This window comes from Pseudomonas sp. AD21 (assembly GCF_002878485.1).
In the GTDB taxonomy this organism is placed as follows: domain Bacteria; phylum Pseudomonadota; class Gammaproteobacteria; order Pseudomonadales; family Pseudomonadaceae; genus Aquipseudomonas.
In genome coordinates this window covers 47,096-66,226 of sequence record NZ_NQYG01000023.1, presented here as the reverse complement: position 1 = coordinate 66,226, position 19,131 = coordinate 47,096, and the positions used below count along the sequence as shown (strand labels likewise).

21 protein-coding genes are annotated in these 19,131 nt (G+C 59.0%); 15 read left to right on the top strand and 6 right to left on the bottom strand.

Annotated features, from left to right (window positions below):
• Positions 1-190: 190 nt before the first annotated feature.
• Positions 191-520, top strand: a complete 330-nt coding sequence (locus tag PseAD21_RS15890) for a hypothetical protein (protein WP_102356499.1) — start codon at positions 191-193, stop codon at positions 518-520.
• Positions 521-529: 9 nt separating this feature from the next.
• Here PseAD21_RS15890 and PseAD21_RS15885 read toward each other — a convergent pair whose 3' ends face one another.
• Positions 530-2,362 carry a hypothetical protein gene (locus PseAD21_RS15885; protein WP_102356498.1) on the bottom strand — a complete coding sequence of 611 codons (1,833 nt, stop codon included), beginning with the start codon at positions 2,360-2,362 and terminating at the stop codon, positions 530-532.
• 174 nt (positions 2,363-2,536) lie between these two features.
• Here PseAD21_RS15885 and PseAD21_RS15880 point away from each other — a divergent pair, with 174 nt between their 5' ends.
• The 3 genes from PseAD21_RS15880 to PseAD21_RS15870 all read left to right on the top strand — a co-directional run bounded on the left by PseAD21_RS15880 (position 2,537) and on the right by PseAD21_RS15870 (position 4,206).
• Positions 2,537-3,025 carry a TIGR00645 family protein gene (locus PseAD21_RS15880; RefSeq protein ID WP_025108778.1) on the top strand — a complete coding sequence of 163 codons (489 nt, stop codon included), beginning with the start codon at positions 2,537-2,539 and terminating at the stop codon, positions 3,023-3,025.
• Positions 3,026-3,160: 135 nt separating this feature from the next.
• A complete protein-coding gene (locus PseAD21_RS15875; RefSeq protein ID WP_008078563.1) occupies positions 3,161-3,466 on the top strand; it encodes a DUF6482 family protein in 306 nt (101 codons plus the stop codon).
• 122 nt (positions 3,467-3,588) lie between these two features.
• Positions 3,589-4,206 carry an FKBP-type peptidyl-prolyl cis-trans isomerase gene (locus PseAD21_RS15870; RefSeq protein ID WP_008078561.1) on the top strand — a complete coding sequence of 206 codons (618 nt, stop codon included), beginning with the start codon at positions 3,589-3,591 and terminating at the stop codon, positions 4,204-4,206.
• 131 nt (positions 4,207-4,337) lie between these two features.
• Here the strand turns inward: PseAD21_RS15870 and PseAD21_RS15865 are convergent, their stop codons facing one another.
• The 3 genes from PseAD21_RS15865 to PseAD21_RS15850 all read right to left on the bottom strand — a co-directional run bounded on the left by PseAD21_RS15865 (position 4,338) and on the right by PseAD21_RS15850 (position 6,295).
• Positions 4,338-4,595, bottom strand: coding sequence for a hypothetical protein (locus PseAD21_RS15865; RefSeq protein ID WP_102356497.1), 258 nt, complete (start codon positions 4,593-4,595; stop codon positions 4,338-4,340).
• A gap of 205 nt (positions 4,596-4,800) precedes the next feature.
• Complete coding sequence (locus PseAD21_RS15860) at positions 4,801-5,142, bottom strand: zinc ribbon domain-containing protein YjdM (protein WP_025108781.1); 342 nt, start codon at positions 5,140-5,142, stop codon at positions 4,801-4,803.
• A 184-nt stretch (positions 5,143-5,326) separates the two neighbouring features.
• Positions 5,327-6,295: a polyprenyl synthetase family protein gene (locus PseAD21_RS15850; protein ID WP_102356496.1), complete on the bottom strand. Its 969-nt coding sequence runs from the start codon at positions 6,293-6,295 to the stop codon at positions 5,327-5,329.
• Between the two features lie 239 nt (positions 6,296-6,534).
• On the opposite strand from PseAD21_RS15850, the gene rplU reads away from it, so the two are divergent.
• The 5 genes from rplU (at position 6,535) to PseAD21_RS15825 (ending at position 10,295) form a co-directional block, all read left to right on the top strand.
• Positions 6,535-6,849 carry a 50S ribosomal protein L21 gene (rplU, locus tag PseAD21_RS15845; RefSeq protein ID WP_007950961.1) on the top strand — a complete coding sequence of 105 codons (315 nt, stop codon included), beginning with the start codon at positions 6,535-6,537 and terminating at the stop codon, positions 6,847-6,849.
• Between the two features lie 35 nt (positions 6,850-6,884).
• A complete protein-coding gene (gene rpmA / locus PseAD21_RS15840; RefSeq protein WP_016773121.1) occupies positions 6,885-7,142 on the top strand; it encodes a 50S ribosomal protein L27 in 258 nt (85 codons plus the stop codon).
• 193 nt (positions 7,143-7,335) lie between these two features.
• Positions 7,336-8,559 (top strand): Obg family GTPase CgtA, encoded by a 1,224-nt coding sequence (gene cgtA / locus PseAD21_RS15835; RefSeq protein WP_102356495.1) that lies wholly within the window; start codon positions 7,336-7,338, stop codon positions 8,557-8,559.
• Between the two features lie 137 nt (positions 8,560-8,696).
• Positions 8,697-9,815 carry a glutamate 5-kinase gene (gene proB, locus PseAD21_RS15830; RefSeq protein ID WP_102356494.1) on the top strand — a complete coding sequence of 373 codons (1,119 nt, stop codon included), beginning with the start codon at positions 8,697-8,699 and terminating at the stop codon, positions 9,813-9,815.
• 12 nt (positions 9,816-9,827) lie between these two features.
• Positions 9,828-10,295 carry a CreA family protein gene (locus PseAD21_RS15825; protein WP_025108784.1) on the top strand — a complete coding sequence of 156 codons (468 nt, stop codon included), beginning with the start codon at positions 9,828-9,830 and terminating at the stop codon, positions 10,293-10,295.
• A 181-nt stretch (positions 10,296-10,476) separates the two neighbouring features.
• On the opposite strand, the gene rpsT is transcribed toward PseAD21_RS15825, so the two are convergent.
• Positions 10,477-10,749 (bottom strand): 30S ribosomal protein S20, encoded by a 273-nt coding sequence (gene rpsT / locus PseAD21_RS15820; protein ID WP_003228351.1) that lies wholly within the window; start codon positions 10,747-10,749, stop codon positions 10,477-10,479.
• Positions 10,750-11,001: 252 nt separating this feature from the next.
• On the opposite strand from rpsT, the gene murJ reads away from it, so the two are divergent.
• The 6 genes from murJ to ispH all read left to right on the top strand — a co-directional run bounded on the left by murJ (position 11,002) and on the right by ispH (position 18,508).
• On the top strand, positions 11,002-12,540 hold the full coding sequence (murJ, locus tag PseAD21_RS15810) for a murein biosynthesis integral membrane protein MurJ (RefSeq protein ID WP_102356493.1): 1,539 nt from the start codon (positions 11,002-11,004) through the stop codon (positions 12,538-12,540).
• 129 nt (positions 12,541-12,669) lie between these two features.
• Positions 12,670-13,608: a bifunctional riboflavin kinase/FAD synthetase gene (ribF, locus tag PseAD21_RS15805; protein WP_178082133.1), complete on the top strand. Its 939-nt coding sequence runs from the start codon at positions 12,670-12,672 to the stop codon at positions 13,606-13,608.
• Between the two features lie 13 nt (positions 13,609-13,621).
• On the top strand, positions 13,622-16,453 hold the full coding sequence (ileS, locus tag PseAD21_RS15800; protein ID WP_102356491.1) for an isoleucine--tRNA ligase: 2,832 nt from the start codon (positions 13,622-13,624) through the stop codon (positions 16,451-16,453).
• Positions 16,446-16,958 (top strand): signal peptidase II, encoded by a 513-nt coding sequence (lspA, locus tag PseAD21_RS15795; protein WP_102356490.1) that lies wholly within the window; start codon positions 16,446-16,448, stop codon positions 16,956-16,958. The genes ileS and lspA overlap by 8 nt, the downstream gene beginning before the upstream one ends.
• A gap of 7 nt (positions 16,959-16,965) precedes the next feature.
• Positions 16,966-17,403, top strand: a complete 438-nt coding sequence (fkpB, locus tag PseAD21_RS15790; protein WP_169843368.1) for an FKBP-type peptidyl-prolyl cis-trans isomerase — start codon at positions 16,966-16,968, stop codon at positions 17,401-17,403.
• 160 nt (positions 17,404-17,563) lie between these two features.
• Positions 17,564-18,508 (top strand): 4-hydroxy-3-methylbut-2-enyl diphosphate reductase, encoded by a 945-nt coding sequence (ispH, locus tag PseAD21_RS15780; protein ID WP_102356488.1) that lies wholly within the window; start codon positions 17,564-17,566, stop codon positions 18,506-18,508.
• On the opposite strand, the gene PseAD21_RS15775 is transcribed toward ispH, so the two are convergent.
• The gene (locus tag PseAD21_RS15775; protein WP_102356487.1) at positions 18,465-19,034 is read right to left on the bottom strand and encodes a GspH/FimT family protein; all 570 of its coding nucleotides are present in this window, start codon (positions 19,032-19,034) and stop codon (positions 18,465-18,467) included. The genes ispH and PseAD21_RS15775 overlap by 44 nt on opposite strands.
• Positions 19,035-19,131 lie beyond the last annotated feature (97 nt).

Sequence of the window (19,131 nt, the reverse complement as noted above, 5' to 3'; positions counted from 1 at the left end):
TGATCTTCAGGAAAAGTGCCACTACTCTGACGTCAACATTCACACAATGACCATTCGGCGCCTTCTGGTTCTATCCGGCTTGCGTGGCAGACTTTTCTTCTATTCTCAGCTCAAGGACATCGACAGTATCACTGGATCGAAACAGCCTTCGCGTGAAGGCTGAATACCGGCTTTACCGAGGGTCGCCGCCATGTCGCGCAACCTCTGCCTCACCCGTCAATGCCTGGGTCTTGTGACCCGTATCGAATGCGCCATCAAACCACTGGCCGGCGATAACGGCATGTGGACTCTGCTCTTCGCCGCCGGTATGGCCGGCGAACAACCTTCCGCCATCAAGGCTCAGGGCCCGTTCCACGGGCCGGTCGCCGCCGAGTCGATTCTCGACACCATTGTTGAAAGCCTGACGATGCATGGCTATGAACTGGCCGACGATCCGCAGATCTGGAGCCTGCACCTGCAGGCGCAGCTGCGCCAGATCAACGGCGGGCGTGGGCGTTCGGTCGGCGTGTTCGACCATTAACAGGCGCAATCACGGCGCGGTATCGGGCTGCTGCGCCTTTTCAAGCTTGACCTCAAAGCCGTATTGCACGGTATTGAGGTCGGTTCGCTGATAGGTCTCCACGTGCGTTGGACGGCCATAGAAGTAATGCACGCCGAACAGCGCCGGGCCATCTGCACTCGCGTCGTGGCTGACCGAGAGAATCTGTTTCAGGTAGTTACCACTGTCGTCCTTGACGAAGAACCGCCAGGCGTTGGCCGGAAACAGTTTCAGGTCCACCACCAGCGTGTTGTTCTTGATCTCCAGGCCTTTGGGCAGCGACTTGGCGTCATAGGTTTTCTTGTCCACGGTCGCGAGAAACAACGGCATCGAACCCACGGCAATCGCCGGGGTTTCCGGGAACAGGTTCAAATCGTAAGTGATGGTCGCTTGCAGCGGATCGACCTGATACGCCTCGGGCGGCAGTTCGATCGGCTCATCGAGTTTGCCGCTGCGTTTTTCGGTGAAAAACGTGACTGGACTCTCGCCGGGGCTGAAATCATCGCCGAGTAATTCATCGTTGAAGGTTCGACGGTGGGAGAACTCGATGCGTGCAGCGCTGGGCTCTTCCACGGACTGATGGATGCGGATGCCGGCCTTCAGTTCTTCCTCGGTGAGGCTCGCCCCCTTGAGCCAGTTCGGTGCCAGATCGTCATAGACCACCACCGCCGGGTCCAGCGGCTGGATGGCTTTGTCCGTGGTGTGCTGACTGAAGGTGCGCACTGGCAGATCCAGCGCCTTGCGGGTCACGGTCGCCGATGAGAAATCCAGCACGCTGACTTCCAGGGTATCGACAGGGCCGTTGAAGTAGACCTTGTTGTAGCGGCGCGGGTGCTGCTGCTCGAAGGCGTGCTGTTCGTCCTCCAGCTGCTTTTCCAGCGCCTCGCTCCAGGTTTTCTGTTGTTGCAGGTGCGCCAGTTGTTTCTCGTAGAAGCTTACTTGTGCCGGGCTCTCGTTGATCGAGCCGGCGCGCACCAGGTACTGCCCGGTGGTGTCGCGGGCCTGAACGATCAGCGGGTTGAGTTGAGCGCCTTCGACCTCGGGGGCCAGTGGCAGGTTGTTGCTGAATTCGACTTCGGCGTAGTTCTTTGCAAGTTTCAGCAGGGTGACGCTGAGGTTGTCGTCGGTGCGGGTCTGGCCGACGTCCTTCTGGCTCAGGTTGAAACTGAACAAACGGCGTGGAGTGATGACTTCGACCTTGCCTTGCAGGCTCACCGGTTGCGGCTGAGTCTTCTTGTCCACGTCCAGACCTTCGATGAACGGGTAGGTTACGGTCAAGTCATCGGGATTGTTGACGTTGGAGCTGGACGGGCTCAACTGGATGCCGGGATCGGTTTCCGACCACTCCGGCTGATAGGCAATCACGCGTTTGTTGCTCAGCGTCACCGACTGCCATTCCACACCGTGGGGAAACAGGAAGCCGCCAGGAATGTTGAGGTTGAAGGGGAACACCGGTTGCAGGTCGGTGAGGTAGTCGGAGCTGGCGTCCTTGTGCAGCACGAACAGCCCGTTGATGAAGGTGTCGACCAGTGCCTGCGGGGAAGGGTAGTGCTTGAGGACGCTGAGGGTGTCTTCGCCGTACACGGTTTTCAGCGGTGTGCTGTCGAGTTTGTGTTGCGCGCGTTCGAGCAGCAGCAACGAGCCGCCGAGTTCGGTCACGGCATCCTTGAGCTTCGGATCAGTGATGGCGTCCAGTGAATGTTCGAACGTTGCTGTCTTTGTTTCGAGGCTGACCGTGGGCTTTTTCTCCTCGCCGGGAGAGCAGCCACCCAGCAGCAAAGCGAGGCAAACTCCGGCAGTCGTCAACGGTAATCGCACATCCATTTCCAGTCGTCCTGTCCACTTTCGCTAGGCGGTCAATGGTTTGGACAGTAGCAGAAAAAAATTCACCCACACACGCAGGTTGCGCTGATTGGAGGTGCGAGTCGGGCGGTTTCTGGCTGTCACAGGTGGCTGTTATACTCGCCCCCGATTACAACCCCCCTTGTGTGAGATTCAATGGAACGCTTTTTCGAAAACGCAATGTACGCCTCTCGCTGGCTGCTGGCGCCGATTTACTTCGGCCTGTCCCTCGGGTTGCTGGCGCTGGCACTGAAATTTTTCCAGGAAGTCTTCCACGTCATCCCCAACGTGTTCTCGATGGCCGAATCGGACCTTATCCTGGTGCTGCTGTCGCTGATCGACATGGCGCTGGTTGGCGGCTTGCTGGTGATGGTGATGATTTCCGGCTACGAAAACTTCGTCTCGCAACTGGATATCGACGACAGCAAGGAAAAGCTCAACTGGCTGGGCACCATGGACTCTTCGTCACTGAAGATGAAAGTGGCGGCCTCGATCGTGGCGATTTCCTCGATCCACCTGCTGCGGATTTTCATGGACGCCAAGAACGTCGATCCCGAGCACCTGATGTGGTACGTGATCATCCACATGACCTTCGTGATCTCGGCGTTCGCCATGGGTTATCTGGACAAAGTCACCAAGCACTGATCATTGATTGATCGCTGCAAAAACACCGCCCGTCTGTTGCGAAACAGACGGGCGGTGTCGTTTGTGGCTTGTGCTTTGGTGCCCACGGGCATATCCCTGTAAGGGTCTTGGCTCGCTACCGTATGAGGTGCGTTCATGAACCTGCAAGAGTTGAATGCGTTTGCCATCGCCAGAAAGGTCGATGAGCTGAACCTGATTTCCATGGAGGGCGGCATTTATCTGCTCGAGGCACGGATGCATGGGGCGGCGTATCCGCTGAGTGATCTCAAAGGCAACATGCTGACGCTGCGTTCGGTGGAGCATGCGCGGGATTTGCTGCATGCCTTTCCGGTGCTGCCGTTCAACCTCGTACACACCTCGGTACACGATGAAATGTGTGGTCTGGGCGCCAGTGGCGAGGAAAGCCTGAAGGTGCCGCTGGCCTGGCGTTCAGCCCTGTAGGCGTTGCGCGCCATCGCCGGAACATCTGTGCTAGTCTGCTCGCCCTTTTGGTTCCGGGCGCGCCGGGACGCGCTGTGCACGCACGGCAAGTCCTGTGGCCGTCCGCACAGCGGAGCAGTGTCATGTCCGAAGTAAATCTGTCCACCGACGAAACCCGCGTCAGCTACGGCATCGGCCGTCAGCTGGGTGACCAGCTGCGCGACAACCCGCCACCGGGCGTTAGCCTGGACGCCATCCTGGCCGGCCTGACCGACGCCTTCGCCGGCAAGGAAAGCCGTGTGGGTCAGGAAGAAATGTCCGCCAGCTTCAAGGTTATCCGCGAAATCATGCAAGCCGAAGCGGCTGCCAAAGCTGAAGCCGCTGCTGGCGAAGGTCTGGCCTTTCTGGCTGAAAACGCCAAGCGTGACGGCATCACCACCCTGGCCTCCGGCCTGCAATTCGAAGTGCTGACTCAGGGCGAAGGCGCCAAGCCGACCCGTGAAGATCAAGTGCGTACGCACTACCACGGCACGCTGATCGACGGCACTGTGTTCGACAGCTCCTACGAGCGTGGCCAGCCAGCAGAATTCCCGGTTGGCGGCGTGATCGCCGGCTGGACCGAAGCTCTGCAACTGATGAATGCCGGCAGCAAATGGCGCCTGTACGTGCCGAGCGAACTGGCTTACGGCGCTCAAGGCGTTGGCAGCATTCCGCCGCACAGCGTTCTGGTATTCGACGTCGAGCTGCTGGACGTTCTGTAATTCCGGGCCTGCCTCGATGGCGGGCTAGTGTAGGAGTGAGCCTGCTCGCGATGGCGTCCTTTCAGGCAGCGAATCTGTTGCCTGACATACCGCTATCGCGAGCAGGCTCACTCCTACAGTTTTAACGCGTTTCATATTTCGATCTTGTGATGCAGCTCACTGGTCGGGCGCAAGGCCCGGGCATAGCAGAACAGGAACAGATTGCGCACCAGCTCCTTGAGCACCAACGGTTCGCTGGAACTCAGGCTGCTGACGTCCAGATCCCCTTGGTCTTGCAGCTCATGCAGGGCTTCTTCTTCAAGTACCGCACAGACTTCGCCGGTTTCCCGATGCAGGATTCTGAGGTACGGGTGTGGGCGATCCAGCCAGGCGTCGATCAAATAAGTCATGGGTCTCATCTCCTTCAAAGGTTTCAATGAGAATAATTCTTATTCGTCAAATAGCAAGTGCCTATTGGCGGATTGCGATTTTTTACGGGTAAAGATTGCGTAAGGTCAAAACGGCTGGCGTTTGGCTATTGCGCGGTTTTGCTGGAGCGGAGCGGGGAGGGCGAAGCACCATCCCACGCCTGGCGCGGGATGGATGACGGCGGAATCAGACCTTTCTGACGAACTCGGACTTGAGCTTCATCGGGCCGATGCCGTCGATCTTGCAGTCGATGTCGTGGTCGCCATCGCACAGGCGGATGTTCTTGACCTTGGTGCCGACCTTGACCACCAGCGAGGTGCCCTTGACCTTCAGGTCCTTGATCACGGTGATGGTATCGCCATCCTGCAGGACGTTGCCGACCGAATCCTTCTTCACGGCATCATCCGACGCCACTTCGGCTTCGCCGCTGGCCGACCACTCGTGGGCGCATTCAGGGCAGATCAGTTGGGCACCGTCTTCGTAGGTGTATTCGGAATTGCATTTCGGGCAGGGTGGCAACGTGCTCACTAAGGCTCCTTGAGGGATGTGGTTCGCTAAAAGTCGCACATTGTATAAGGTTTTAGCGGCGGGAGGGCATATCGCAGAAACAACTGTGGGAACGGGCTTGCTTGCGAAGGCGGTGTGTCAGTCAACATTGATGTTGAATGACAGGTTGCTTTCGCGAGCAAGCCCGCTCCCACAGAAGGCAGAATCAGTGCGTGCGGGCGACCGCAAATTCGCTCAGTTCCACCAGCGCATCGCGGTATTCGCTGGCTGGCAGCGCGTCGAGGCACTTGATCGCACGGGCCACGTAGTCGCGGGCCAGTTGTGCGGTGTACTCCAGCGAACCCGAGGCTTCCACGGCGATGCGGATGCTTTCGAGGTTTTCGATCCCGCCTTTCTGGATCGCCTGGCGCACCAGGGCAGCCTGTTCAGGCGTGCCTTCGCGCATGGTATAGATCAGCGGCAGGGTTGGCTTGCCTTCGGCCAGATCGTCACCGACGTTCTTGCCCAGGGTCTCGGCGTCGCCCTTGTAGTCGAGCAGGTCGTCGACCAGTTGGAACGCCACGCCCAGGTGGTCGCCGAAGGTGCGCAGGGCTTCGCTCTGCTCGGCGGTGGCACCGGCCAGCGCGGCAGCGCTGTGGGTCGACGCTTCGAAGAGCATCGCGGTCTTGCCGCGGATGACTTCCATGTAGGTTTCTTCGGTGGTGCTGGCGTCGCGTACCTTGGACAGTTGCAACACTTCGCCTTCGGCGATGATGCGCGTGGCCTGGGACAGGATCTTCATCACCGGCATCGAACCCAGCTCGACCATCATTTCGAACGAGCGCGAGTACAGGAAGTCGCCGACCAGTACGCTCGGGGCATTGCCCCACATGGCGTTGGCCGTCGAGCGGCCACGACGCATGCCGGACATGTCGACCACGTCGTCATGCAGCAGGGTCGCGGTGTGCAGGAACTCGATGGTGGCGGCCAGCAGACGCAGGTCATCGCCTTCGCGGCCCAGCGCCTTGCCACACAGCAGCACCAATAAAGGACGCAGGCGTTTGCCGCCGGCCGAGGTGATGTAATCGCCGATTTTCGATACCAGCGGCACTCGGGAAGTCAGCTGCTTCTTGATGATGCCGTCGACGGCGCTAAAATCGTCCGCCACCGCGCGGTAGAAAGCTTGGGGTTGCATCAGCGACAGTTGCTCCAGAAGGGTTGCGCGGCATGCTAGGACCCACGTCCGGACCTGTCAAGGCGCGATGGACGGCCCCTTGCAAGCCTGAGAAGGCTTGCGTACAATCGCGCACCCTGAACTTCCTGGGCAGCACCTGCCTTACGCAATTGCAACAGGCCTTCCAGCCTTATGCAGCCATGCCAGCCAATACCTCTTCTTATAAAGAGCTGGGTGAGCAGGATTATCGGAGAAATACCATGTCTTATGCAGTAATCGTTACTGGCGGCAAGCAGTACAAAGTCGCCCCAGGTGAATACCTGAAGATCGAAAAACTGGAAGTCGCTACCGGCGAATCCGTTACCTTTGATCGCGTTCTGTTGGTTGCCAATGGCGACGACGTGAATATCGGCGCTCCAGTTGTTGCTGGCGCTACCGTTGTGGCTGAAGTGATCTCCCAAGGTCGTCACGATAAAGTCCGCATCATCAAGTTCCGTCGTCGTAAGCACCACATGAAGCGTATGGGCCACCGCCAGTGGTACACCGAGATCAAAATCACCGGTATTCAGGCTTAATTTCAGCCTAATTCCTCACTAGGAGAATTGAACTCATGGCACACAAAAAAGCTGGTGGTAGTACCCGTAACGGTCGCGACTCAGAAGCCAAACGCCTTGGCGTGAAGATGTATGGCGGCCAGGTCATCAAGGCCGGCAACATCATCGTGCGTCAGCGCGGCACCCAATTCCACGCTGGCTACGGCGTTGGCATGGGTAAAGATCACACCCTCTTCGCGAAAATCGAAGGCGTGATCAAGTTTGAAGTAAAAGGCGCCTTCGGTCGTCGTTACGTGAGCGTAATCGCGGCCTAATCGCGAGATCGCTGGAAGAGCCCTGTCTTGCGACGGGGCTTTTTCGTTTGTGGGGTGAGTCTCTTGCAAAACTGTTTGTATGGGCTGTCGGCGTGCGATGCAGGTCGTGTTTTGGGGTCGCTGCGCTCATTTTTGCAAGAGTCTTATGTCTTGATTGTTTTTCGGCTCGTCCGTACGGCGAGAGGCGTTGGTTATGAAGTTTGTTGATGAAGTATCGATTCGCGTAAAGGCTGGTGACGGCGGTAATGGCGCCATGAGTTTCCGTCGGGAAAAATTCATCGAAAACGGTGGCCCGAACGGCGGTGATGGCGGTGACGGCGGTTCCATCTACATGATGGCTGACGAAAACCTCAACACCCTGGTCGACTACCGTTACACCCGGCACTTCGATGCCGAGCGTGGCTCTAACGGCGGTAGCACCGACTGCACCGGCAAGAAGGGTGAAGATCTGATCCTGCGTGTGCCAGTCGGTACCACGGTGATCGACTCCGCCACTCAGGAAGTGATCGGCGACCTGACCAAGGCCGGCCAGAAACTGATGGTAGTGCAGGGCGGTTGGCACGGTCTGGGTAACACCCGTTTCAAATCCAGTACCAACCGCGCGCCGCGCCAGACCACTCCGGGCAAACCGGGTGAGCAGCGCGACCTGAAACTGGAAATGAAAGTGCTGGCTGACGTTGGTCTGCTGGGCTTGCCGAACGCTGGTAAAAGTACCTTTATCCGTTCGGTATCGGCGGCCAAGCCGAAAGTTGCTGACTACCCGTTCACCACGTTGGTGCCGAACCTGGGTGTAGTCAGCGTCGATCGCTGGAAAAGCTTCGTCATTGCCGATATTCCGGGTCTGATCGAAGGTGCTTCCGACGGTGCCGGTCTGGGCATTCGCTTCCTCAAGCACTTGGCGCGTACGCGTCTGTTGCTGCACCTCGTCGACATGGCGCCGCTGGATGACAGCAGTGCGCCGGACGCGGCAGAAGTGATTGTCAACGAGCTGGTCAAGTTCAGTCCGTCCCTGGCTGAGCGTGATCGCTGGTTGGTACTGAACAAGTGCGACCAGATCCTTGAAGAAGAGCACGATGCTCGCGTCAAGGAAATCGTTGATCGCCTGGAGTGGACTGGTCCGGTCTACGTGATCTCGGCTATCGCCAAGATCGGTACTGAGCGTCTGTGCCACGACATCATGCGTTACATGGAGGACCGTGCCGATCGTCTGGCTGCAGATCCTGCCTACAAGGAAGAGCTGGCCGATCTCGATCAGCGCATCGAAGACGAAGCCCGTGCACAGTTGCAGGCGCTGGATGACAAGCGTGCCCTGCGTCGCAGTGGCGTGAAGTCGGTCCATGACATTGGCGACGATGACTGGGACGAAGAAGATGTGGATGATGAAGACGGTCCGGAAATCATTTACGTGCGCGACTGATTCGTTGCAGTAAACTTAAGCGCCGCTCAATCGAGCGGCGTTTTAGTATCTGGAAATCGATCGTTGGTCACCAATAGCCACGATTAACGTCACGGGCAGCGCTGGGTCGCGCTGTCCTCAAGCTAAGGTTGAAGATGATGCGGAGCAAAGTGACAGGTGCGCAGCGTTGGGTCGTGAAGATCGGCAGCGCTTTGCTGACGGCGGACGGCAAGGGGCTGGATCGCAAGGCAATGGGTGTCTGGGTCGAGCAGATGGTGGCTCTGCATGAGGCTGGCGTTGAGCTGGTGCTGGTGTCTTCCGGTGCGGTGGCTGCCGGCATGAGTCGTCTGGGCTGGGCCGTGCGACCCAGTGCGATGCACGAGCTCCAGGCCGCTGCTGCCATCGGCCAGATGGGGCTGGTGCAAGCTTGGGAATCGAGCTTTGCCGAGCATGGTCGGCATACCGCGCAGATTCTCCTGACGCACGACGACCTGTCCGACCGCAAGCGCTACCTGAACGCGCGCAGCACCCTGCGCGCACTGGTCGAGCTGAAAGTCATCCCGGTGATCAACGAAAACGACACTGTGGTCACCGATGAAATTCGTTTCGGCGACAACGACACGCTGGCGGCGCTGGTAGCGAACCTGGTCGAAGCGGATCTGCTGGTGATTCTCACGGATCGCGACGGCATGTTCGACGCTGATCCGCGCAACAACCCTGATGCGCAGCTGATTTACGAGGCGCGCGCCGATGACCCTGCTCTTGATGCGGTGGCGGGCGGTACTGGTGGTGCGCTGGGGCGTGGCGGTATGCAGACCAAGCTGCGTGCGGCGCGTCTGGCGGCGCGCTCCGGGGCGCATACGATCATCGTCGGTGGTCGTCTGGAGCGAGTGCTCGATCGCCTGAAAGCCGGCGAGCGCATCGGCACGCTGTTGTCGCCTGAGCGCGGCATGCTGGCAGCGCGCAAGCAATGGCTGGCCGGCCATCTGCAAACCCGCGGCACGCTGGTGCTGGATGAAGGGGCGGTGGCGGCGTTGTCGCAGGGCAACAAGAGTCTGCTGCCGGTCGGCGTGAAGCTGGTGCAGGGCAGTTTCCGTCGCGGCGAAATGGTGGTCTGTGTGGCGCCGGATGGTCGTGAGATTGCCCGTGGCCTGGCCAACTACAGCGCCCTGGAGGCACAAAAAATCATCGGTCAGTCGTCGGAGGCGATTGTCAGCGTGCTGGGCTACATGGCTGAGCCGGAGCTGGTTCACCGTGACAACCTGATTCTGGTCTAAGGAAAAAACACGATGCGCATGGCAAAAGGATTGTTGGGCCTGCTGATGGCGTTGCCATTGCTGGCCTCGGCCGAGGAAATCGGCCAGGTGTCGACGGTATTCAAATTTGTCGGCCCGAATGACCGGATCGTGGTCGAGGCCTTCGATGATCCAAAGGTTGATGGTGTGACGTGCTATCTGTCGCGCGCCAAGACTGGCGGGGTGAAGGGCGGTCTGGGGCTGGCGGAAGATCGTGCCGAGGCTTCCATTGCTTGTCGTCAGGTCGGTCCGATCAAGTTCAAGGGTGAACTGAAGGATGGCGATGAGGTGTTCAAGGAGCGCACTTCGCTGGTGTTCAAGACCATGCAGGTGGTGCGTTTCCTCGACAAGAAGCGCAATACGCTGGTGTACCTGGTCTATAGCGATCGCGTGATCGAGGGCAGTCCACAGAACGCGGTGACCGCAATCCCGATTCTGCCGTGGGTACCGGTCCAGCAATAATACTGAAAAACCAACTGTAGGAGTGAGCCTGCTCGCGATAGCGGTGTGTCAGTCAGCAAATATTTGTCTGTCTAACCGCTATCGCGAGCAGGCTCACTCCTGCATTTTTTTGCGCTGGATTTGTTAAATTACAGGCAATAAAAAACCGACCCTAAGGTCGGTTTTTTAATGACTACGTCGATTAAGCAGCTTCTTTCAGTGCTTTGACGTGGCCATTCAGGCGGCTCTTATGACGAGCAGCCTTGTTCTTGTGGATGATGCCTTTATCGGCCATACGGTCGATAACTGGCACAGCCAGAACGTATGCAGCTTGAGCTTTTTCAGCGTCTTTTGCGTCGATGGCCTTAACTACATTCTTGATGTAGGTACGAACCATGGAACGCAGGCTGGCGTTGTGGCTGCGACGCTTCTCAGCCTGTTTTGCACGTTTTTTGGCGGAAGGTGAGTTGGCCACCGTCGAGCTCCTCGAAAGACTTTTTAGGAAATAGCAAACAAAATAGGCCGCGAATCATGCCGATGAAGAGAAGTCTTGTCAAGGGCGCTTGAAACGTTCCGCTAAGTGGTAGGTATAAAGAGGCGGGATATTTATTTCCGGCGCTTGACCTGTAAACTCGCGAGCTTTGGCTCTGTGCTGTTGCGGCGCAGAGTATCGCACAAGTGGGCGCATTGTTCGCCTGCTGTTTATCGACAGGCACAAATTCCCTCAATGAATCTGCTCAAATCGTTGGCCGCTGTCAGCTCTATCACGATGCTTTCCCGGATTCTGGGGTTCGTCCGTGACACGCTCATCGCTCGCACATTCGGCGCCGGAATGGCGACGGACGCCTTCTTTATTGCCTTCAAACTGCCCAACCTGCTGCGGAGAATCTTCGCCGAAGGTGCGTTCTCGCAGGCATTTGTGCCGATTCTGGCGGAATACAAAAACCAGCAGGGCGAAGAGGCGACCCGTACCTTTATTGCCTATGTGTCCGGTCTGCTGACCCTGGTGCTGGCGCTGGTCACTGCCCTGGGCATGATCGCCGCACCGTGGGTGATCTGGGCCACGGCGCCCGGCTTTACCGACACGCCGGAAAAATTCCAGCTCACTTCCGATCTGTTGCGGGTGACGTTCCCTTATATATTGCTGATTTCCCTGTCCTCGCTGGCGGGGGCGATTCTCAACACCTGGAACCGCTTTTCGGTGCCGGCCTTCGTGCCGACCCTGCTCAACGTCAGCATGATTGTGTTTTCACTGTTCCTGACGCCGTATTTCGATCCACCGGTCATGGCTCTGGGCTGGGCGGTGTTGGTCGGCGGTCTGGCGCAGTTGCTCTACCAGCTGCCGCACCTGAAAAAAATCGGCATGCTGGTGCTGCCGCGCCTGAACCTGCGCGATACCGGCGTCTGGCGGGTGATGAAGCAGATGTTGCCAGCGATCATTGGCGTCTCGGTCAGTCAGATTTCGTTGATCATCAACACCATCTTTGCCTCGTTCCTGGTGGCAGGTTCTGTGTCGTGGATGTATTACGCCGACCGTTTGATGGAGTTGCCGTCCGGCGTGCTCGGCGTCGCGCTGGGCACGATCCTGCTGCCGACATTGGCAAAAACCTACGCCAGCAAAGATCGTCACGAGTACTCGCGGATCCTCGACTGGGGCCTGCGCCTGTGCTTCGTGCTGGTGCTGCCGTGTGCGCTGGCACTGGGGATTCTCGCCGAGCCGCTGACCGTGTCGCTGTTCCAATACGGCCAGTTCAGTGCGTTTGATGCTTCCATGACCCAGCGTGCGCTGATTGCCTATTCTGTCGGCCTGCTCGGGATTATCGTGATCAAGGTGCTGGCGCCGGGCTTTTATGCGCAACAGAACATCCGGACTCCGGTAAAAATCGCAATTTTCACGCTGGTCGTCACTCAGTTGTTCAACCTGGTGCTGATTGGGCCTCTGGCGCATGCCGGTCTGGCCTTGGCGATCAGTGCGGGTGCGTGTCTGAACGCCGGACTGCTGTTCTATCAACTGCGCAAGCAGCAGATGTCCCAGCCGCAACCGGGTTGGGCCAAGTTCGGTTTCAAACTGGTGGTGGCAGTGGCGGTGATGTCCGTGGTGCTGCTGATTGGCATGCATTTCATGCCGCCATGGGATCAAGGTCACATGCTTGAACGCTTCCTGCGTCTGGGCGCATTGGTTGCGGCGGGTGTGGTGTCCTATTTCGGTATGTTGCTACTGCTCGGTTTCCGTCTGCGAGACTTCAATCGCAAGGCCTTGAGCTGAGGTTTCACCCCTTATAAACGGGCACGGGCCGGCAGTTTTGTCGGCTCGATCACTTTGCGTTACGGTGTTGCCTGTCGTCGACCGTCGGGTGTGGTTATAATCGACCACTTTATGAGCAAGAAGCGCGTTATGCAGCTGGTTCGAGGCCTCCACAACTTGCGCCCCCAGCATCGGGGCTGCGTCGCCACTATTGGCAACTTTGACGGTGTTCACCGTGGTCACCAGGCTATCCTGGCCCGGCTGCGTGAGCGTGCGCTCGAGTTGGGCGTACCCAGCTGCGTGGTGATTTTGGAGCCGCAGCCGCGGGAGTTCTTTGCCCCCGAGACCGCGCCGGCACGTCTGGCCCGATTGCGCGACAAACTGCAACTGCTGGCCGCCGAAGGCGTCGACCGGGTCCTGTGCCTGGCGTTCAACCAGCGCTTGAGCAAGCTCAGCGCCAGCGAGTTCGTCGATACCATCCTGGTGGACGGTCTCGGCGTGCAGCATCTGGAAGTCGGCGACGATTTCCGTTTTGGCTGTGACCGCCTCGGTGATTTCGATTTCCTGCTGCAGGCCGGACAAGTCCACGGCTTTACCGTGGAAGCCGCGCAAACTGTCGAGCTGGACGGCATTCGCGTCAGCAGCACTCAGGTGCGCAACGCGTTGGCCGCCGCCGATTTTGCCTTGGCCGAACGCCTGCTTGGCCGCCCGTACCGGATCGCCGGTCGCGTGCTGCATGGCCAGAAACTGGCCCGGCAACTGGGTACGCCCACTGCCAACATTCAACTCAAGCGTCGTCGCGTGCCGTTCACCGGGGTGTACCTGGTGGATGTCGACATCGACGGCAAGACCTGGCCCGGTGTCGCCAATATCGGCGTACGGCCTACGGTGCAAGGTGATGGCAAAGCCCACCTTGAAGTTCATCTTTTAGATTTTGCCGGCGATCTGTATGACCGGCGTTTGACGGTGGTTTTCCACCAAAAGCTGCGTGAAGAGCAGCGCTTCGCCTCTCTGGAGGCATTGAAAACGGCGATCAATGCGGATGTCGCCACCGCCCGTGCACTAGCCGCACCTAGCGCCCATCGCTAATGAAGAGCCTTAAATGACCGACTATAAAGCCACGCTTAACCTTCCGGACACCGCCTTCCCAATGAAGGCCGGCCTGCCACAGCGCGAACCGCAGATCCTGCAGCGCTGGGACAGTATTGGCCTGTACGGAAAGTTGCGCGAGATTGGCAAGGATCGTCCGAAGTTCGTTCTGCACGACGGTCCTCCGTATGCCAACGGCACGATCCACATCGGTCACGCACTGAACAAGATTCTCAAGGACATGATCATCCGCTCGAAAACCCTGTCGGGTTTCGACGCGCCGTACGTCCCGGGTTGGGACTGCCACGGCCTGCCGATCGAGCACAAGGTTGAAGTGACCCACGGCAAGAACCTGGGCGCGGACAAGACCCGCGAGCTGTGCCGTGCCTACGCCACTGAGCAGATCGAAGGGCAGAAGTCCGAATTCATCCGTCTCGGCGTGCTGGGCGACTGGGCCAACCCGTACAAGACCATGGATTTCAAGAACGAGGCCGGTGAAATCCGCGCCTTGGCTGAAATCGTCAAGGGCGGTTTTGTGTTCAAGGGCCTCAAGCCGGTGAACTGGTGCTTCGACTGCGGTTCGGCGCTGGCTGAAGCGGAAGTCGAGTACGAGAACAAAAAGTCCTCGACCATCGACGTCGCCTTCCCGATCGCTGACGAAGCCAAACTGGCTGCCGCGTTCGGTCTGCCGTCGCTGAGCAAGCCTGCCTCGATCGTGATCTGGACCACCACCCCGTGGACCATCCCGGCCAACCAGGCGCTGAACGTACACCCGGAATTCAACTACGCCCTGGTCGACATCGGCGACAAACTGCTGGTGCTGGCTGAAGAGCTGGTCGAAGCCTGCCTGGCGCGCTATGGCGTTGAAGGCTCGGTCATCGCGACCACTACCGGTAAAGAACTGGAGCTGATCAACTTCCGTCACCCGTTCTACGACCGCCTGTCGCCGGTGTACCTGGCCGACTACGTGGAACTGGGCGCCGGCACCGGTGTGGTTCACTCCGCCCCGGCCTACGGCGTGGACGACTTCGTGACGTGCAAGAAATACGGCATGGTCAACGACGACATCCTCAATCCTGTGCAGAGCAACGGCGTGTACGTGCCGTCGCTGGAATTTTTTGGCGGCCAGTTCATCTGGAAGGCCAACCCGGCCATCGTCGACAAGCTGACCGAAGTCGGTGCGTTGATGCACACCACCGTCATCGAACACAGCTACATGCACTGCTGGCGTCACAAGACCCCGCTGATCTACCGCGCCACCGCGCAGTGGTTCATCGGCATGGACAAAGAGCCAACCAGCGGCGACACCCTGCGTGTGCGCTCGCTCAAAGCCATCGAAGACACCAAGTTCGTTCCGGCGTGGGGTCAGGCGCGCCTGCACTCGATGATCGCCAACCGTCCGGACTGGTGCATCTCCCGTCAGCGCAACTGGGGCGTGCCGATCCCGTTCTTCCTCAACAAGGAAAGCGGCGAACTGCACCCACGCACCGTCGAGCTGATGGAAGAGGTGGCCAAGCGCGTTGAAGTCGAAGGCATCGAAGCCTGGTTCAAGATGGACGCCGCCGAACTGCTCGGCGACGAAGCGCCGCTGTACGACAAGATCAGCGACACCCTCGACGTCTGGTTCGATTCGGGCACCACGCACTGGCACGTGCTGCGCGGTTCGCACCCGATGGGTCACGAGAGCGGCCCACGCGCCGATCTGTACCTGGAAGGTTCCGACCAACACCGCGGCTGGTTCCATTCCTCGCTGCTGACCGGTTGCGCCATCGACAACCACGCGCCATACCGCGAACTGCTGACCCACGGTTTCACCGTCGACGAAGCGGGCCGCAAGATGTCCAAATCGCTGGGTAACGTGATCGCGCCGCAAAAAGTCAACGACACCCTGGGCGCTGACATCATGCGTCTGTGGGTCGCTTCGACTGACTATTCCGGTGAAATGGCCGTCTCCGACCAGATCCTGCAACGCAGTGCTGACGCCTATCGCCGTATCCGTAACACCGCGCGTTTCCTGCTCTCGAACCTGAGCGGTTTCAACCCGGCCACCGACATCCTGCCGGCAGAAGAAATGCTCGCGCTGGATCGCTGGGCGGTAGACCGCACCTTGCTGCTGCAACGCGAGCTGCAAGAGCACTACGGCGAATACCGTTTCTGGAACGTCTACTCCAAGATCCACAACTTCTGCGTGCAGGAGCTGGGTGGTTTCTACCTCGACATCATCAAGGACCGTCAGTACACCACGGGCGCCAACAGCAAGGCCCGCCGTTCGGCACAAACCGCGCTGTTCCACATCTGCGAAGCGCTGGTGCGCTGGATCGCCCCGATCCTCGCCTTCACCGCCGATGAACTGTGGGAATACCTGCCGGGTGAGCGTAACGAATCGGTCATGCTCAACACCTGGTACGAAGGTTTGACTGAACTGCCGGCCGACGTTGAACTGGGTCGCGACTACTGGGAACGCGTGATGGCGGTCAAAGTAGCGGTCAACAAAGAAATGGAAATCCAGCGTGCGGCCAAAGCCGTCGGTGGCAACCTGCAAGCCGAAGTGACGCTGTACGCCGAAGACGCGCTGAGCGCCGATCTGGCCAAGCTGAGCAACGAGCTGCGCTTTGTCCTGATCACCTCGACTGCCAGCGTTGCACCGTTCGTACAGGCTCCGGCCGACGCAGTCGCCACCGAAGTCAGCGGCCTGAAGCTGAAGATCGTCAAGTCGGCCTTCCCGAAATGCGCCCGTTGCTGGCACTGCCGTGAAGACGTTGGCGTGAACCCGGAGCATCCGGAAATCTGCGGTCGTTGCGTCGATAACATCAGCGGCGCCGGCGAGGTTCGTCACTATGCCTAATGCCGTTGGCCGTTTCGGACGGTTGAGCTGGCTGTGGTTGAGCTTGCTGGTTCTGGTCATCGACCAGGCCAGCAAGTTCTACTTCGAAAACAAGCTCGAAATGTTCCAGCAGATCGTGATCATTCCCGATTACTTCAGCTGGACCCTGGCCTACAACACCGGCGCGGCGTTCAGCTTCCTGGCCGACAGCTCCGGCTGGCAGCGCTGGCTGTTTGCCCTGATCGCGATCGTGGTCAGTGCGGTGCTGGTGGTCTGGCTCAAGCGCCTGGGCCGCAACGATACCTGGCTGGCCGTCGCTTTGGCGCTGGTGCTGGGTGGCGCGTTGGGCAATCTGTATGACCGCATTGCCCTGGGCCATGTGATCGACTTCATTCTGGTGCACTGGCAGAACCGCTGGTACTTCCCGGCGTTCAACTTCGCCGACAGCGCCATCACCGTTGGCGCGGTGATGCTGGCACTGGACATGTTCAAAAGTAAAAAAACCGGAGAAGCCGTTCATGACTGAACAGGTATTGGCTGAGCAACGCATCGGCCAGAACACGGAAGTCACCTTGCACTTTGCATTGCGCCTGGAGAATGGCGACACGGTCGACAGCACCTTTGACAAAGCCCCGGCGACCTTCAAGGTCGGCGACGGCAACTTGCTGCCGGGTTTCGAAGCCGCGCTGTTCGGCTTCAAGGCCGGCGACAAGCGCACGCTAACCGTCGAACCGGAAAACGCCTTCGGCCAGCCGAACCCGCAGAACGTGCAGATCATTCCGCGTTCGCAGTTCGTCGACATGGAGCTTTCGCCGGGTTTGCTGGTTATCTTCAACGATGCGGCCAATACTGAGCTGCCGGGTGTGGTGAAAGAGTTCGACGACGCGCAAGTGACCATCGACTTCAACCACCCGCTGGCCGGCAAGACACTGACCTTTGATGTCGAGATCATCAACGTCAAAGCGCTGTAACTGACTCTATGGAGTCAAATGTGGGAGCGAGCCTGCTCGCGAATGCTGACTGACATTCAACATAGCTGTTGTCTGACACACCGCTTTCGCGAGCAGGCTCGCTCCCACAATGTTTTCCACCGTTTTCGCTATTTCTTGCGCGCAAGACACGAGGCACAGCATGCAAATCAAACTCGCCAACCCCCGTGGCTTCTGCGCCGGCGTGGACCGGGCGATCGAAATCGTCAACCGCGCCCTGGAAGTCTTCGGGCCGCCGATCTATGTGCGTCATGAAGTGGTGCACAACAAGTTCGTCGTTGAAGACTTGCGCAGCCGCGGGGCGATCTTCGTCGAAGAACTGGATCAGGTGCCGGACGACGTCATCGTGATCTTCAGTGCGCATGGCGTATCCCAGGCCGTGCGTACCGAAGCTGCAGGCCGTGGCCTGAAAGTTTTCGATGCCACCTGCCCACTGGTCACCAAAGTACACATCGAAGTCGCGAAATACAGCCGCGACGGCCGCGAATGCATCCTGATCGGCCACGCCGGCCATCCGGAAGTCGAAGGCACCATGGGCCAGTACGACGCCAGCAATGGCGGCGCAATCTACCTCGTCGAAGACGAGAAGGATGTTGCGGCGCTGCAGGTCCATAACCCGGAAAAACTCGCGTTCGTCACTCAGACCACCTTGTCGATGGACGACACCAGTCGTGTGATCGATGCGTTGCGCAGCCGTTTCCCGGCCATCGGTGGCCCACGCAAGGACGACATCTGTTACGCCACGCAAAACCGTCAGGACGCAGTCAAGCAACTGGCCGATGAATGCGATGTGGTGTTGGTGGTGGGCAGCCCGAACAGCTCCAACTCCAATCGTTTGCGTGAGCTGGCCGAACGCATGTCTACGCCGGCCTACCTGATCGACGGCGCCGAAGACCTGCAGAAGAGCTGGTTCGATGGCGTCGAGCGGATCGGCATCACCGCCGGAGCTTCTGCGCCGGAAGTGTTGGTGCGCGGTGTGATCCAGCAATTGCAGGCGTGGGGCGCGACCGGTGCCGATGAGCTGGCCGGACGCGAAGAGAACATCACGTTCTCGATGCCGAAAGAGCTGCGCGTCCGCTCGATTTAACGCTTTTCGCTTTCTCGCACAGCGCCTGCGCGGTTTTTTTCCGGGTCAGGCGCACCCGACCGGTCGCCGCCAGCACTACCTGCAACTGGCTGACCGGCTCGTGTGCCGAACATAGATGTAACGTCCCTGCCTGAAACGCCCGCCCGGGCATCAGCGGTTGCCCCAGACCGCTGAATCGCACGTAACGACTGACCGCCCAATTACCGACAATCGGTATCCGCGCAGCACTCGCCTGCTCCTGTAGCAGTGGATTGCTGCTGTCCAGTGGCCCTTTGCCGCTGATGTCCAGAATGATCCGCCAGCCCTGACTCCAGTCGCCGTTGATGCCGTGGATCACCACGCTTTGATTGCGTGTGATGGCTTGCGTGCGGGCATTGCGAATGCCGTCGAGCAACGACTGGGCCGCCTGGTCGCGATGAGTTGATTCAGTGAAGGCGGCAAACGCCGGACTGACCAGCGCCAGAACAATCGCGCCAATCGCCAGTCCCATAAGCAATTCAATCAGACTGAAACCCTGTTGCGGCATGAACACTTCCTCCCTGAAGCATGAGGTCAGACGCAATCCTTGCGCCGGGCAGGGCAAATCAACCGACGCGGGCCGGTTGAATGTTCTAGTTTGTAGA